The sequence below is a fragment of the Microbulbifer sp. SAOS-129_SWC genome, assembly GCF_039696035.1.
GTDB lineage: Bacteria > Pseudomonadota > Gammaproteobacteria > Pseudomonadales > Cellvibrionaceae > Microbulbifer.
In genome coordinates this window covers 4,604,253-4,620,138 of sequence record NZ_CP155567.1, presented here as the reverse complement: position 1 = coordinate 4,620,138, position 15,886 = coordinate 4,604,253, and the positions used below count along the sequence as shown (strand labels likewise).

Sequence of the window (15,886 nt, the reverse complement as noted above, 5' to 3'; positions counted from 1 at the left end):
CGCACGCGGCAGAGGGGTGGCGGAGAGGGCAAGAAAAGGTAAATCACTATGGCAGGCGGAAAAGAAGTACGCACAAAAATTGCCAGCATCAAGAGCACGCAGAAAATCACCTCCGCGATGGAAATGGTCGCGGCGAGTAAGATGCGCAAAGCTCAGGATCGCATGGCTCTCGGGCGTCCCTACGCCCAGCGCATACGCGCAGTGATCGGCCACGTCGCCAACGCCTCGGCGGAATACAAGCACATCTACCTGCAGGAGCGCGAAGCCAAGCGCGTCGGCTACATCATCGTATCGACCGACCGTGGCCTCTGTGGTGGCCTGAACATCAACATGTTCAAAGCGGCCATTCGCGACATGCAGGCCTGGTCCGAAAAGGGCGTCGATGTGGAAATCTGTGCTGTCGGCAACAAGGCGGCCAGTTTCTTCAACAGCATTGGCGGCAAGGTTGTCGCTGCCCTGCGCGATGTCGGCGACCAGCCCCAGGCCAACAAGCTGGTGGGCTCGGTCAAGGTAATGATGGATCGATTCGCCGAGGGCGATATCGATCGCCTGTTCCTCGTGTCCAACGAGTTCGTTAGCACCATGTCGCAGAAGCCGCGGGTAGAGCAGGTGCTGCCGCTGCCGAAAGCGGAAGACGAGCACCTGAAGCACGAGTGGGACTATCTCTACGAGCCCGAGCCGAAAGAGTTGCTCGACGGCCTGCTGGAGCGTTACGTCGAGTCCCAGGTGTACCAGGCAGTGGTTGAAAACAAGGCCTGCGAGCAGGCCGCGCGCATGATTGCAATGAAGAATGCCACCGACAACGCCGGTGACCTGATCGACGGATTGCAGCTTGTCTACAACAAGGCGCGCCAGGCGGCCATTACCCAGGAGCTGTCCGAGATTGTCGGCGGCGCCGCAGCGGTCTAAGGCTGTCGCAGAACGAATTGAACTTTGAGGATGCGGAAATGAGTAACGGGCAAATTGTGCAAGTTATCGGCGCGGTGATCGACGTGGAATTCCCACGCGATTCCGTACCGAAGGTATACGATGCACTCGTGGTCGAGGACAAAAACCTCACCATGGAAGTGCAGCAGCAGCTGGGCGACGGCGTCGTGCGCGCCATCGCCATGGGTTCTTCCGAGGGCGTTTGCCGCGGTCTGGCAGTGAAGAACACCGGTGCGCCGGTTTCCGTGCCGGTAGGCACCGAAACCCTCGGCCGGATCATGGACGTGCTGGGCAACCCGATCGACGAGTGTGGTCCGATCGGCGAGACCGAGCGCGCTTCCATCCACCGCGCAGCGCCCAGCTACGAAGAGCAGTCCAGCTCCACCGAACTGCTGGAAACCGGCATCAAGGTGATCGACCTGGTGTGCCCCTTCGCCAAGGGCGGTAAAGTCGGCCTGTTCGGCGGCGCCGGCGTGGGCAAGACCGTCAACATGATGGAGCTGATCAACAACATCGCCACCGAGCACAGCGGTCTGTCCGTATTCGCCGGTGTCGGTGAGCGAACTCGTGAGGGTAACGACTTCTACCACGAGATGCAGGAAGCCGGCGTTGTAAACGTCGAGGAATTCGGCAAATCCAAGGTAGCGATGGTCTACGGCCAGATGAATGAGCCGCCCGGCAACCGCCTGCGCGTGGCCCTGACCGGCCTGACCATGGCGGAGAAGTTCCGTGACGAAGGCCGCGACGTACTGCTGTTCGTCGACAACATCTACCGCTACACCCTGGCCGGTACCGAAGTATCCGCCCTGCTCGGCCGTATGCCGTCTGCGGTAGGTTACCAGCCGACCCTGGCGGAAGAGATGGGCGTGCTGCAGGAGCGTATTACCTCCACCAAGACCGGCTCCATCACCTCCATCCAGGCGGTGTACGTACCGGCGGACGACCTTACCGATCCGTCTCCGGCGACTACCTTCGCGCACCTGGATTCCACCGTCACCCTGAGCCGCGACATCGCCTCCAAGGGTATCTACCCGGCCGTGGATCCGCTGGATTCCACCTCGCGCCAGCTGGACCCGCTGGTAATCGGCCAGGAGCACTACGATGTGGCCCGGGGCGTGCAGTCCGTACTGCAGCGCTACAAGGAGCTGAAGGACATCATCGCCATTCTGGGTATGGATGAACTGTCTGAGGAAGACAAGCAGATCGTGGCGCGCGCGCGTAAGATCGAGCGCTTCCTGTCGCAGCCGTTCCACGTGGCGGAAGTATTTACCGGTGCACCGGGCAAATACGTGTCCCTGAAGGAAACCATCCGCGGCTTCCAGGGCATCCTGAACGGCGACTACGACGACATGCCGGAACAGGCGTTCTACATGGTCGGTACCATCGACGAAGCCGTCGAGAAAGCCAACAAGGCCAAGTAAGCGCTGAATCGCCCGCCGCGCCCTTTTTCATTGGCGCGGCGGACAATTCTCCGGGCAAATAGCAGAGAATGAGGTAGCCTTATGGCTATGACTGTACATTGCGACATCGTAAGCGCCGAGCAATCCCTCTTCTCCGGACTGGTGGAGATGGTGATTGTCAGTGGCATCGAGGGTGAGCTGGGTATTTCCTACGGCCACGCCCCGCTGCTGTCTGCACTGAAGCCGGGTCCGGTGCGTATCATCAAGCAGGGTGGTGAAGAGGAAGTGCTGTTCGTCAGCGGCGGTTACGCCGAGGTCCAGCCCAACCTGGTCACTATCCTCGCCGATGTGGCCGAGCGCGAGATCGACGAAGTGGCGGCGCAGAAAGCGCGCGAAGAAGCGGCCCATGCGCTGCACCAGGCACCGTCGGAAATCGACTATGCCCGCATCTCCGCGCAGCTGGCCGAAGCCGAAGCGCGTCTGCGCACCCTGCAGGCCATCCGCCGGGCGGCCGGCAAGTAAGCGTAACGCCTGTCGCGTTCAGAAAAAGCAGCTTCGGCTGCTTTTTTTGTGTCTGCAATCGCGACTTTCCTGTCTTTTCACGCTCACCTTCGCTGCCGTATTGGGCGCTTTCCGTTATGGTTGATGTCGCAGCATCCGTCGGCTGCGGGCCGGCCCCGACTTCGCTGCTGCTGTCTGTCGCCTTCAAGGAAAGAATAATGATCTCTAAAAGTCTCTTTGCAGCGCTCCTGTTCGTCGCCCTCCTCCCCTCCGCGAGCGCGCGGGACTGGTACGAATACCAGTCGGAAAATTTCAAGGTGTACTCGGATGTCTACAACGGCCATGTCGAAGACCTGCTGCGCGATATGGAAAAGTTTCGGCAATCGGTACTGCTGTTTACCGGGTTGCCGGACCAGCCCGAGAATCAGCAGCTGGATATTTTCTATTTTCAGAGCTCTGACCAGTTTATGCAGTTTTCCGGCAGTCGCCAGATTGCCGGTTTCTACAAAGATACCTGGAATGGTCCTCTGATTTTTTCGCAGAAGGGCAAATGGGGCATGTCCGGTTCCGGAATCATGTTTCACGAATATGTCCATTACCTGATGCGCGAGCGCAGCCAGGTGACCTATCCCATGTGGTATTCGGAAGGGTTTGCGGAATTACTGGCAAGTGCCGACATCAGCGACAGTCGGGTGATCATCGGCAATTTCCCCGAGTGGCGCGAGGCGGCACTGGTGGGGTATATGAGCGCCGGACGACACCTGGATATTCGTGAATTGCTGAAGCCCGACCTCGAGAGCGACAGCAGTCGTTACTGGAACAGTTTCTATGCCAGCGCCTGGCAGCTTACGCACTTCCTGCAACTCGGCGGGCAGGGCGATGATGAAAATTACGGCGAGCAGACCCGGAAATACCTGCTGGCCGTGAGCGGTGGTGCAGATCCTGTGGACGCATTCGAGTCCAGCTTCGGCAAGACCCCGGAAGAGATGGACCGGGAAGTGCGCCGTTATACCAATAGCCGCCGCATACATGGCTATAAGCTGGAGGTGCCCACCTATGCCAAGCGGATTAAATCCCGCAAGCTCAATAGCAACGAGGCGTACTTCCTGCTTGCAGACAGGGCGCTGGATGTAGATGACGAAAAACTGGCGCTTGAATTCCTGTCGAACACCGATGAAAAAGCGCCCGGGTGGCAGGCCAATTTGTCCCTGAAAGCGGTCATCGACAATCACCACGATAAAGACAACACTCTGCCGGATGCGAAGATCATCGCGCGTATCGAATCGAGCGACAGTCGCGATTACCGTGTGGCTGCCAACCTGAGCCATTACTACGCGGATCGTCTCGACGCCTTGAACAAGGCCGGGCAGTGGGACAAGGCGTATTACGACAAAGCGCTACAGTACGGCCAGGCGGCAATCGCCGAAAATTCCACTTACCTGCCGGGTTACCGCTACCTGTGGACCGCTTACGAACACGATCATGCCAAGCTCCCGGCGTTGAAGACGATGATGGCAGCTTTCCGGGTAGACCCGAAAAACCTCTTCCTGAACGAGTCTATCGGCTTTTATCTGGCCTCCGTAAAGCGCGAGGATCTGGCCGAACCCTTCCTGCAGCGCGTGGTGGCCTGGTCGCACCCGGGGGATACACGTCGCTCGGCGAAGAAGATCCTGGAGTCCCTGCATTCGGAAGATGAGCAGGAGGCCGAAAAAACCAGTGAGATGGCTGACTCGGACTAACTGCTAACGCACCCGATCACTGGCAGTCCCTGCATCACCGTGCAGCGCGATTGCCGGTTGAGCATCAGCCCCGCCGTTATCCGCTCCTCCGCGCCAACCGGTGTTGGCCCGATCAGATTGAAGTCCTGACAGCGCCGGCCTGGCGCCGGTAAGCGAATTTGTCAGGGCCCGCTTTTTGGGGCTTTTTCTGTCGCCGCCGACAGACACAGCTAACCTATGGGTAGCCGGTGGCCCGGATTGGCGCTGGCGGCGCAAACCACCGGATGAAGTCGATGGCGCGAAAATCGGACCGCCCCAAGAGCGACCGGCAGATACTGCAGGAGCAGATGGATGCCAGTCAGCACGAGTACGAGCGCGGCAACCGCTCGCTGCTGCTGTCGTCGATCGCTGCAGGGCTGGAGATCGGCTTCAGTTTCTTCCTGATGGCGGTGCTGTACACCCACTTTCACGGCCTGGCGGGCGAGCAGATACTGCATTTCATCCTTTCGCTCAGCTACCCGATCGGTTTCGTGCTGGTGATTATTGGCCGCGCCGACCTGTTCACCGAACACACCACCCTGGCGATACTGCCGGTGCTCGATCGCGCGCAGCGCCGCCGGGATCTGGCGCGCATCTGGGCGATTATCTACAGCGGCAATATGATCGGCGCGCTGGCGTTCAGTCTGATCTTTATCCGGTTCGTGGCGCTGTCGCAGAATATCGACAGCGCGGCGCTGGATTACTACGGGGAAGAGCTCACCGCTGGTGGCAACGCGGGGTTGCTGCTCGGCGCGGTCTTTGCCGGCTGGCTGATGGGCCTGCTGGGCTGGGTCGTGGCCTCCGCCACCGATACCATCGGCCGCATCGTAGTGATTGTGGTGATTACCTTTGTGATCGGCCTCGGCGGGCTGGCGCATTGTATCGCCGGTGCGGTAGCCATCTTCAGCGCCTGGCTGGGGCCCGGCCAGGCGATCGGTTTTGCCGATGTGCTGCGCTTCCTCGCCCTCGCCACCCTCGGCAACACCATTGGCGGCTCGGTATTCGTCGGGCTGCTTAAATATGGTTATATCGTCAACTACAGATAATCCGGATCGGTGGTGAACACCACATCAAATTCCTGTTCGCCAACATACTGGACCATGCGCGCGGTGAGTTGCTCGCGCCACTCGTCCAGCTGCTCCAGTGGCGCGCGGACATAGTTTTCATCCACCAGGATACGTGCGTGCAGATACAGCGAGCGGCCGGTCTTGGTCATGCTGAGCGACCAGCGCTGCCCGGGAACATTCGCCATCGCGGCGGCGAAAGCGCTGCGGATTTCCCGCTGCACCGCCGCTGCGGGCGCTGCCAGCAGTACCTCCATCAGGTTGCGGTACAGTGTGCGCGCCGGCACCGGCAGCATTACCGCGACCATCGCAATTACCATCCAGGAATCCACATACGGCAGTCGCGGCCCGAGCAGGTCGCCGAACTGCCACGCAAATCCGAAGGCGCACAGCACCACGCCGCTCAGGATGGCATCCATCAGCCAGGCAAAGGCATCCACCGCAATCAAGGTGGAGCCGGTGGCGGCGGCGATACGCCGCAGCACCAGGAATACCGCCAGGCAGCCGCCGCTGGCGATCGCCGCGTAGAGGGTCGCCGGACCCGCCAGCAGTGTGCGCCCGCCGGCGTAGAGGGCGGCGATTGCCGACGACAGCGCCATCAACATCACGCCCAGGATCACCATGCTCTGCAGCACGTTGAAGGCAGGTTCGAAACTGGCGTAGCCGAACGGGAAGCGCCGATCGGCGCTGCGCCGCAGCAGGCGCGAAACGCTGAGCATCACCAGCGACATGACGAAATTGACCAGCGAAAAGACGCCGTCGAGAAAAATGGCGTCCGAGCCGGTCAGCTGGGCAAAGCCGAAGCCCAGCGCCGCCATCAACAGGCAACCGACAATCGACAGCCACAAGCCCCTGGTTTCCATCTTCGCGCTCTACTCCATTCCATCCATTCACTGCGGCGGATAATAGCCACTATCGAGCCGGAATTCCGGCGCCAACTTGTAGTCGCAGGGGGAAATCGACACAATTCCCGGCCAACATTGCGCAGACAACTGCAAACAAGAGTTCCCATGAGTATCGATATCGTCATTCTCGCTGCCGGCAAAGGCACCCGTATGCATTCCGACCTGCCCAAGGTCCTGCACCCGATCGGCGGTGTGCCGATGCTCGGCCGCGTCATCGATACTGCCAAGCAGCTGGGCGACGTGGAGATCACTGTGGTGATCGGCCACGGCGCCGAGCGCGTGCGCGAGCTGTTTGCCGACAGTGGCGTCCGCTTCGTCGAGCAGACCGAACAGCTTGGCACCGGCCATGCAGTCGCCCAGGCGATCCCGAATATGCGTCGCGATTCCACCGTGCTGGTTCTGTATGGGGATGTGCCACTGGTCAGGACTGGAACCCTGCAGTCACTGCTGAGCGCGTCCGACAAGGGCCCCGCCCTGCTGTCGGTGGAGATGGCCAATCCGGCCGGCTACGGCCGCATCGTGCGCGATGACGACGGCCGTGTGCAGGCGATCGTGGAAGAAAAGGACGCGGATGCCGACATCCTCGCCATCCGCGAGGTGAACACCGGCATCCTCGCTGCCCCCGCCGCTCTGCTGTGTCGCTGGCTGCCGGAGCTGTCCAACGACAATGCCCAGGGCGAGTATTACCTGACCGACGTGATCGCGCGCTCGGTCAGCGAGAACATCGCGGTCACCGGTGTGCGTGCCAGTGACCCGCTGGAGGTCGCCGGCGTCAACAGCCGCGCCCAGCAGGCGCAGATGGAGCGCGCCCTGCAGCGCGACCGCGCGCTGGCGCTGATGAACGCCGGTGTCACGCTGCTGGATCCGGCGCGCATCGATATTCGCGGCAGCCTCCAGTGTGGTACCGATGTGTCCATCGATATCAACTGCGTATTCGAGGGCGAGGTCACGCTGGGCAAGGATGTACATATCGGCCCCAACTGTCTGCTGAAGAACTGCCGCCTCGCCGATGGTACCCGGGTGGAGGCCAACTCCATTATCGAGGACGCCAAGGTGGGCGAGGCCTGCACCATCGGCCCCTTCGCGCGCCTGCGCCCCGGCACGCAACTGGCGGATGGCGCCAAGGTGGGCAATTTCGTCGAGACCAAGAAGGCGCAGATTGGCCGCGGCAGCAAGGTCAATCACCTGTCTTACGTCGGTGATGCCATCGTCGGTGACGGGGTCAACATCGGCGCCGGTACCATCACCTGTAACTACGACGGCGTAAACAAATTCACCACCGAAATTGGCGACGGCGCCTTTATCGGCTCCAACACCGCGCTGGTCGCCCCGGTCAAAGTCGGCGCCGGTGCCACAGTCGGTGCCGGCTCCACCATCACCCGCGAAGTGAGCACTGACGAACTGGCAGTGGCCCGTGGCAAGCAGCGCAATATCAGCGGCTGGCAGCGGCCGACCAAGAAGCCCTGACACCGGGGTATTCGAGGGGAGTGCTGTTAGTAAGCACAACGGCAGCCCTGTTGCCGGGAGCTACTTGAGGGACACGCCGTGAATCCATCCCTGGAGGCTTGTCAGCGAGGTCCCTCTCGCTGACAGTCCCCCAAGTAGCTCCCGGCCACAGGGCTTTCGCGTCGATTCCTGAGTTCTTAATCGAGCATCAACGAACATTAAATAGAATCGTTGAAGTTAATGCTAAGGTGCTGATGCCGTCGGCAGTTTGCCAGACCTTATGAGGCATGGATGCCGATTAGAGCGTACAGGGATGTATTCACAGCGTGTCTGGCAAACTGCCGACGGCAGCAGCACCGCCACTCAGCTGGCTAACAGCGAAATCAAATGCCGCCAGAGCGAAAATCCGGCGGCATAGCCCACCTCAACAAACCGGCCGCCCGCCGACCATCCATTACACTTGCGCAACGGGAATAAAAGGACTCGCCCGATGCACAAACCCCGAATGCACCTGGTCGCCTCGTTCGATATTGCCTCGCTGCAATATCTGGACGAACAGGGGCGCGCCACCCAGGAATTACCCGCTTTCGCCACCCCGGATGTGCTGCTGGCCATGTACCGCCAGATGGCACTGGCGCGGCTGGTGGATGATCGTGCGGTCAAGCTGCAGCGCACCGGCCAGCTCGGCACCTACCCGTCCACCCTCGGCCAGGAGGCCATCGGTGTCGGCACCGGTGCTGCCCTGCAGCCATCCGATGTCTACTGCCCTTACTACCGCGAGACCGGCGCGCTGCTCGAGCGGGGTGTCGAAATTGAGGAAATTCTCGCCATCTGGGGCGGCGACGAGCGCGGCCAGAACTACGCCCACGACCCCGAAGACCTGCCGCTGTGCGTCCCCATTGCCACGCAATTGCTGCACGCCGCCGGCGTCGCTTTCGCACTCAAGTACAAGAACGAGCAACTCGGCGAACCGCCACGGGTCGCGGTCACCAGCGCCGGTGATGGCGCCACCTCCAAGGGCGATTTCTACGAAGCGCTGAACCTGGCCGGCGTCTGGCAGCTGCCGGTGGTGTTCGTGATCAACAACAATCAATGGGCCATCTCGGTGGCACGCGGCGCGCAGACAGCGGCGAACACCCTGGCGCAGAAGGCCATCGCCGCCGGTATTCCGGGCCTGCAGGTGGACGGCAACGACATTGTCGCGGTGCGCCAGGCGGTGGCCGACGCGGTCGAGCGTGCGGGCAGCGGCGCCGGCCCGACCTTGATCGAGGCGCTGAGCTACCGCCTGTGCGACCACACCACCGCTGACGATGCCAGTCGCTATCGCCCGCAGGAAGAAGTACTGGAGGCCGAACGCTGCGAACCCGTTGCGCGCCTGCGCCGCTACCTGGTCGACGCCGGTCACTGGGACGACGACAGCGAAGGCGAGCTGCAGCGGGAGTTGGCGGAAATACTCGAGGATGCGCTCAGCACCTACCGCGACAGACCCGCCGACACGGCCACGGCGATGTTCGACCACCTGTACCGCGAACTGCCGGAAGCGCTACTCGAGCAGTACGACGAAGTGGCCGGGAGGAGCCGCTGATGGCCGCCATTACCCTGGTAGAGGCGGTCACCCGGGCGCTGGCCCACGAACTGGACGCAGACAACCGCGTGGTGGTGTTCGGCCAGGATGTCGGCGCCAATGGCGGCGTCTTCCGCGCCACCGACGGCCTGCAGCAGCGTTTTGGCCCGCAGCGGGTGCTGGATACGCCGCTGGCGGAAAACATGATTGGTGGCATCGCCGTGGGCATGGCAGCGCAGGGCCTGCGGCCGGTGGCGGAATTCCAGTTTATGGGCTTTATCTACCCGGCACTGGACCACATCCTCAGCCACGCCAGCCGCTACCGCAGCCGCACCCGCGGTCGCCTGTCCTGCCCGCTGGTATGCCGCGCGCCCTACGGTGGCGGCATCCACGCGCCGGAGCACCACTCCGAGAGCACCGAGGCGCTGTTTGCGCATATTCCCGGTCTGCGCGTGGTGGTGCCGTCGTCGCCGGCGCGCGCCTACGGCCTGTTGCTGGCCGCGATCCGCGATCCGGACCCGGTAATTTTCCTCGAACCCAAACGCATCTACCGCGCGGTCAAACAGGAAGTGCCGGACAGCGGCGAGGCGCTGCCGCTGGACCGCTGTTTCGTATTGCGCGAGGGCACCGATATCACCCTGATCAGCTGGGGCGCGATGCTGAAGGAGACCCAGGCGGCGGCGGAGCAGCTGGCGGCCGAGGGCATCGAGGCGGAGGTGATCGACCCGGCCACGCTGAAGCCGCTGGATATCCACGGCATCGTCGACTCGCTGGAGAAAACCCGTCGCTGTGTGGTGGTGCACGAGGCCGCGCGTTTCGGTGGCCTCGGCGCCGAGATCAGCGCGCAGATCAGCGAATACGCGTTCGATCTGCTCGACGCGCCGGTGCAGCGGGTTACCGGCTACGACACGGTGATGCCCTACTACCGGCTCGAATACGACTACCTGCCCGGCGTCGAACGCATCGTCGCCGCCGCCCGCGAGGCGCTGGATTACACCAACGGAGGCCGCCGGTGAAGGTATTCGAACTGCCCGATCTGGGCGAGGGCCTGCCGGACGCGGTGATCCGCGAGTGGCATGTGGCCGAGGGCGAGCGTATTGCCGCGCACGACAGCCTGGTTACCGTAGAGACCGCCAAGGCGCTGGTGGAAGTGCCGTCGCCGCGCAGTGGTGTGGTGGAAAAGCTTTACGCCGGCGAGGGCGATACCGTCGAAGTCGGCCAGCCACTGGTCGCCTTCGCCGATACCGCGGCGGATACCGAAACGCGCGGCGGCGAGCAGGCGCGCAAACCACGCGAAGCCGCGTCTGCAGATTCCGGTACCGTGGTCGGCAAGATAGAACAGACCGACCAGCAACTCGGTCGCGAGGTAGCCCCCACCGCCCTGCCGCGGCGCCTGGCCACACCTGCAGTGCGCGCGCTGGCGCGGCGCCTCGGCGTCGACCTGAGTTACCACCAGCCCCGCGGCGAGCGCTACAGTGCCGCCGAAGTGCGCGATCTGGCAAAAACTGCGAAGAAATCGGATAAACCCACGCAAAAACCGCCGAAAGCTCCGAAGGAAACGAAGAAAACGAAGGGTAAAGCTGCGGAAATGTCGCCGGCGCGGCGCGCGATGGCGCTGGCCATGAGTCGCGCGCGCGATCAGGTGGCGCCAATGACCCTGTGCGATCAGGTGGATATCGGCGCCTGGTGGGGCGAGGAATCCGCCACCCTGCGCCTGATTCGCGCCGTACAGGCCGCCTGTGCGGCCGAGCCAAACCTGAACGCGCTGTACCAAGACGACCAGCTGACACCGGCCGATGGCGTCAATATCGGCCTGGCGGTGGATTCGCCGCGCGGCCTGTTCGTGCCGGTGCTGAAGGATGTCGCCAGCCACGCCGACAGCGATCTGCTGCAGCAGATCGGCAGCTACAAGCGCCAGGCACACGAGAGCGGCATTGCCCGCGACGATCTGCAGGGCGCCAGCATCCTGCTGTCCAACTTCGGCGGTATGGCCGGTCGCTATGCCACGCCGGTAGTGATGCCGCCGACCGTTGCTATCGTCGGCGCCGGGCGCACGTTCGACGCCGTAGTGCCACTGGACGGAAAACCGGCGGTGCGACCACAGCTACCGCTGTCAGTCAGCGCCGACCACCGCGCCGTCACCGGCGGCGAACTGGCGCGCTTCCTCAAGGCGCTGATGCAGGCTCTGGCATAGGGGTGGCGTAGGGGGTGCCGCGCGCACCAGTACCGCGGCAACCATACGCCACCCCTGCGCTGCCTCCCTGTCATGTCAAAATTTCCTGTGGGAAATATCCTTTCGCTTTGCTATTGTTAAGTTTCGAATCGAAATTTAACTGCCTATGTCCAAACGCAATACCCAGCAACGCCGCCACCAGATCATGGCCCTGTTGAACGAGGCCGGTGAAGCCAGTGTGGAACAAATGGCGCGCCAGTTCGAAACCTCGGAGGTTACGATCCGAAAGGATCTGACCGCGATGGAAACCCACGGTCTGCTGCTGCGCCGTCACGGCGGCGCCATTCCGGTGCCGAAAGAGCTGGTGGTCGAAGAGGCGCCATCCGAGGTCAAGCGCGCCATTGGCCGCGCCGCGGCGGCGCTGATCCCGGATCATCACCGCATTGTGATCGACTACGGCCGCACCACCGCGGCGGTGATCCCGGAACTGGAGCGCAAGCGCGGCCTGGTGGTAATGACCAATTCCCTGCACGTGGCCAATGCCCTGCGCGAGCTGGAAAACGAACCGACGCTGCTGATGACCGGCGGCACCTGGGATCCGCACTTCGAGGCGTTTCAGGGCCGCGTGGCGGAACAGGTACTGCGCGGCTACGATTTCGACCAGGCGTTTATCGGCGCCGACGGTATCGACCTGGAGCGCGGCACCTGCACCTTCAACGAGCAGATCGGTCTGTCGCGGGTGATGGCGGAAGTGGCGCGCGAGGTGGTGGTGCTGGCGGAGTCGAGCAAGGTCGGCCGGCGTATCCCCAACCAGGAGCTGCCCTGGGAGCAGGTGGACATTCTGGTCACTGATGACGGCCTGGCGCTCGAAACCCGGCAACAGCTTGAATCCCGCGGGGTGCGGGTGATCTGTGCCGAAGTGAGCGCTTACGCCTAGCAGTGTCCGCCTAATTCGGCGGTTGGCGCCAGTTTGTTCTTAACAGTTTTCACGGAATTATCGAGGTTACAGTCATGTGTGGAATCGTCGGCGCGCTGGCCCAGCGCAATGTCAGTGAGATCCTGCTGGAGGGCCTGCGGCGCCTCGAGTACCGCGGTTACGACTCCGCCGGCGTGTGTCTGGTGGATGGCGATGGCCAGCTGCAGCTGCGCAAAAGCAGCGGCAAGGTGGCGGATCTCGAGGCGAAACTCGCCGCCGATCCCGCCGCTGGTCGCCTGGGTATCGCCCACACCCGCTGGGCCACCCACGGCGAACCCTCGGATGTGAACTCGCACCCGCACGTATCCGGCGATATCGCGCTGGTACACAACGGCATTATCGAGAACTACCAGAGTCTGCGCGCCGAATTACAAGGCAAAGGTTATGAATTCCAGTCCGCCACCGATACCGAAGTGGTGGTGCACCTGATCCACTCGCTGGTGGCCGGTGGCCGCGATCTGCACGCCGCGGTCAGTGCGGCGATCGCGCAGCTGCACGGCGCCTACGCGCTGGGTGTCATCAGCGCCGCCGAGCCGGACAAACTGCTGTGCGCGCGCTCCGGCAGCCCGCTGGTGGTCGGGGTCGGTATCGAGGAGAACTTTATTGCCTCGGATCCGATGGCGCTACGCCAGGTAACCGATCGTTTCATCTTCCTCGAGGAGGGGGATATCGCCGAAATCAGCAGCGCCGGCATCGCCGTATGGGACAACAGCGGCGCCGAAGTCAGCCGCCCGGTACACAAGCTGAACGGCAGCCACGATGCGGCCGACAAGGGCCGCTATCGCCACTATATGCAGAAGGAGATCTTCGAGCAGCCGCAGGTGGTGGCCGCCACCATGGCCGGGCGCATCGGCGAGGTGTCGGTACTGTCCGAGGCGCTGGGCACACGCGCGCACGAGATTCTGCCGCAGGTGCAGCAGGTCCAGATTGTCGCCTGCGGTACCAGTTACCACGCCGGTCTGGTGGCGCGCTACTGGATCGAGGACTGGGCCGGCATCCCCTGCTCGGTCGAGGTGGCCAGCGAGATTCGCTACCGCAAGACCGCGGTGCGCCCTGGCACCCTGTTCGTGACCATCTCCCAGTCCGGCGAGACCGCCGATACCCTGGCCGCGCTGCGCCAGGCCAAACAGCTCGGCTACCTGGCCTCGCTGACCATCTGCAATGTACCCAACAGCTCGCTGGTGCGCGAGTCGGAGCTGTCGCTGATGACCGAGGCGGGCCCGGAAATCGGCGTCGCCTCCACCAAAGCCTTCACCACGCAGCTGGTGGCCCTGCAGCTGTTTTCCATCGCCCTAGCCAAGGTCAACGGCCTGGCGGCGGAGCGCGAGGCGGAACTGGTGCGTGCGCTGCACCAACTGCCGGAGCTGATGGAGCAGTTCACCGGCCTCGATAACCGCGTGCAGGTCACCAGCGAGGCCTTCGCCGAGAAGCACCACGCGCTGTTCCTCGGTCGCGGCGTCGAGTACCCGATCGCACTCGAGGGCGCGCTGAAGCTGAAGGAAATCTCCTATATCCATGCCGAGGCCTACCCGGCCGGCGAGCTGAAACACGGCCCCCTGGCATTGGTCGACGCGGATATGCCGGTCATTGTGGTGGCCCCCAACGACGAGCTGCTGGAGAAGCTGAAGTCCAACCTGCAGGAAGTGCGCGCCCGCGGCGGCCAGCTGTTCGTGTTCGCCAGCCCCGAGGCCGGCTTCGTCAGCGAGGCGGGCATCACCGTGGTGGAGGTCCCGGACGCGCCCGAGAGCCTGGCGCCGATCCTGTACACGGTGCCGCTGCAACTGCTCAGCTACCACGTGGCGCTGTTGAAGGGCACCGATGTGGACCAGCCGCGCAACCTGGCCAAGTCGGTCACGGTGGAATAACGGGCGCAGGCGCGGCCGCAAAGTCCCCGCTGTTTCGCGGGGCAGTGCGGATGCTGCTTGTGCGGGCCGGCAAAGCCGCGCCTGTTGCTCGCGCGCCACGGCGCTGCCATTCATTGCCCGAAATGGATCACCGAGCGGATGCTCTCGCCGCGGTGCATCAGCTCGAAGGCCTCGTTGATCGCGGCCAGGCCCATGGTGTGGGTGATGAAATCGTTCAGCTTGAACTCACCCGCCAGGTAGCGCTCCACATACCCGGGCAGCTCGGAGCGGCCCTTGACGCCGCCGAACGCGGTACCCTTCCACACCCGGCCGGTCACCAGCTGGAACGGGCGTGTGGAGATTTCCTGACCGGCACCGGCCACGCCGATGATCACGGATTCGCCCCAGCCCTTGTGGCAGCACTCCAGCGCCGAGCGCATGACGTCGACGTTGCCGATGCACTCGAAGGAGTAATCCACACCGCCGTCGGTCAGCTCGACAATCACTTCCTGGATCGGCTGGTCGAAGTGCTGCGGGTTGAGGCAGTCGGTGGCGCCCAGCTGGCGCGCCAGCTCGAACTTGCTCTCGTTGATATCGATGGCAATGATGCGCCCGGCCCTGGCCATGGCCGCACCGATGACCGCGGACAGGCCGATACCACCGAGGCCGAAGATGGCGACGGTGGCGCCCTCCTCCACCCTGGCGGTATTCATCACCGCCCCCATGCCGGTGGTGACTCCGCAGCCCAGCAGGCAGACCTCTTCCAGCGGGGCCGCCTTGTTGACCCTGGCCAGCGAAATCTCCGGCAGGACCGTGTATTCGGAGAAGGTGGAGCAGCCCATGTAGTGGTGGATCGGCTGGCCGTCCTTGTGGAAACGCGTGGTGCCGTCCGGCATCAGGCCCTTGCCCTGGGTCTCGCGGATGCTGCCGCACAGGTTGGTTTTGCCGGACCGGCAGAATTTGCACTCGCCGCACTCCGGGGTATACAGCGGAATCACGTGGTCGCCCACGGCGACGCTGGTCACACCCGCACCCACGGACTCGACGATACCGCCGCCCTCGTGGCCGAGGATTGCCGGAAACAGACCCTCCGGGTCATCGCCGGACAGGGTGAAGGCGTCGGTGTGACAGACCCCGGATGCGATCACGCGAATGCGCACCTCGCCCGCCTGCGGCGGCATTACTTCAATCTCTTCAATCGCCAGCGGCTGTCCGGGGCCCCAGGCCACGGCGGCTTTGCACTGGATGGTGTCGGTCATAACGCACTCCATAATCGTTGTGCCGCGGCGGTTGGCGGCAATTCGGGAGGCGAGTCTATCTATTTCTCAT

At 63.1% G+C, this 15,886-nt stretch carries 13 protein-coding genes; 11 read left to right on the top strand and 2 right to left on the bottom strand.

Annotated features, from left to right (window positions below):
• Positions 1-48 precede the first annotated feature (48 nt).
• The 5 genes from atpG to ABDK11_RS19725 all read left to right on the top strand — a co-directional run bounded on the left by atpG (position 49) and on the right by ABDK11_RS19725 (position 5,631).
• Entirely contained in the window at positions 49-909 is an 861-nt protein-coding gene (gene atpG, locus ABDK11_RS19745) for a F0F1 ATP synthase subunit gamma (RefSeq protein ID WP_346838251.1), read from the top strand.
• A 38-nt stretch (positions 910-947) separates the two neighbouring features.
• The gene (gene atpD, locus ABDK11_RS19740; RefSeq protein WP_346838250.1) at positions 948-2,348 is read left to right on the top strand and encodes a F0F1 ATP synthase subunit beta; all 1,401 of its coding nucleotides are present in this window, start codon (positions 948-950) and stop codon (positions 2,346-2,348) included.
• Between the two features lie 81 nt (positions 2,349-2,429).
• Complete coding sequence (locus ABDK11_RS19735) at positions 2,430-2,849, top strand: F0F1 ATP synthase subunit epsilon (RefSeq protein WP_346838249.1); 420 nt, start codon at positions 2,430-2,432, stop codon at positions 2,847-2,849.
• A 197-nt stretch (positions 2,850-3,046) separates the two neighbouring features.
• Positions 3,047-4,567, top strand: coding sequence for a hypothetical protein (locus ABDK11_RS19730; protein ID WP_346838248.1), 1,521 nt, complete (start codon positions 3,047-3,049; stop codon positions 4,565-4,567).
• A gap of 272 nt (positions 4,568-4,839) precedes the next feature.
• The gene (locus ABDK11_RS19725) at positions 4,840-5,631 is read left to right on the top strand and encodes a formate/nitrite transporter family protein (RefSeq protein WP_346838247.1); all 792 of its coding nucleotides are present in this window, start codon (positions 4,840-4,842) and stop codon (positions 5,629-5,631) included.
• On the opposite strand, the gene ABDK11_RS19720 is transcribed toward ABDK11_RS19725, so the two are convergent.
• Positions 5,622-6,512: a cation transporter gene (locus tag ABDK11_RS19720; protein ID WP_346838246.1), complete on the bottom strand. Its 891-nt coding sequence runs from the start codon at positions 6,510-6,512 to the stop codon at positions 5,622-5,624. The genes ABDK11_RS19725 and ABDK11_RS19720 overlap by 10 nt on opposite strands.
• Before the next feature lie 147 nt (positions 6,513-6,659).
• On the opposite strand from ABDK11_RS19720, the gene glmU reads away from it, so the two are divergent.
• From glmU to glmS, 6 genes are all read left to right on the top strand, one after another.
• Positions 6,660-8,021 carry a bifunctional UDP-N-acetylglucosamine diphosphorylase/glucosamine-1-phosphate N-acetyltransferase GlmU gene (glmU, locus tag ABDK11_RS19715; RefSeq protein ID WP_346838245.1) on the top strand — a complete coding sequence of 454 codons (1,362 nt, stop codon included), beginning with the start codon at positions 6,660-6,662 and terminating at the stop codon, positions 8,019-8,021.
• Between the two features lie 469 nt (positions 8,022-8,490).
• Positions 8,491-9,585, top strand: a complete 1,095-nt coding sequence (gene pdhA, locus ABDK11_RS19710; RefSeq protein WP_346838244.1) for a pyruvate dehydrogenase (acetyl-transferring) E1 component subunit alpha — start codon at positions 8,491-8,493, stop codon at positions 9,583-9,585.
• Positions 9,585-10,580, top strand: a complete 996-nt coding sequence (locus tag ABDK11_RS19705; RefSeq protein ID WP_346838243.1) for an alpha-ketoacid dehydrogenase subunit beta — start codon at positions 9,585-9,587, stop codon at positions 10,578-10,580. The genes pdhA and ABDK11_RS19705 overlap by 1 nt, the downstream gene beginning before the upstream one ends.
• Positions 10,577-11,758: a dihydrolipoamide acetyltransferase family protein gene (locus ABDK11_RS19700; protein ID WP_346838242.1), complete on the top strand. Its 1,182-nt coding sequence runs from the start codon at positions 10,577-10,579 to the stop codon at positions 11,756-11,758. Before ABDK11_RS19705 ends, ABDK11_RS19700 begins: the two co-directional genes overlap by 4 nt.
• A 145-nt stretch (positions 11,759-11,903) precedes the next feature.
• Positions 11,904-12,674, top strand: coding sequence for a DeoR family transcriptional regulator (locus ABDK11_RS19695; RefSeq protein WP_346838241.1), 771 nt, complete (start codon positions 11,904-11,906; stop codon positions 12,672-12,674).
• Between the two features lie 74 nt (positions 12,675-12,748).
• A complete protein-coding gene (glmS, locus tag ABDK11_RS19690; protein WP_346838240.1) occupies positions 12,749-14,578 on the top strand; it encodes a glutamine--fructose-6-phosphate transaminase (isomerizing) in 1,830 nt (609 codons plus the stop codon).
• A 110-nt stretch (positions 14,579-14,688) separates the two neighbouring features.
• Here the strand turns inward: glmS and ABDK11_RS19685 are convergent, their stop codons facing one another.
• Entirely contained in the window at positions 14,689-15,816 is a 1,128-nt protein-coding gene (locus ABDK11_RS19685; protein ID WP_346838239.1) for an S-(hydroxymethyl)glutathione dehydrogenase/class III alcohol dehydrogenase, read from the bottom strand.
• Between the last annotated feature and the right edge of the window lie 70 nt (positions 15,817-15,886).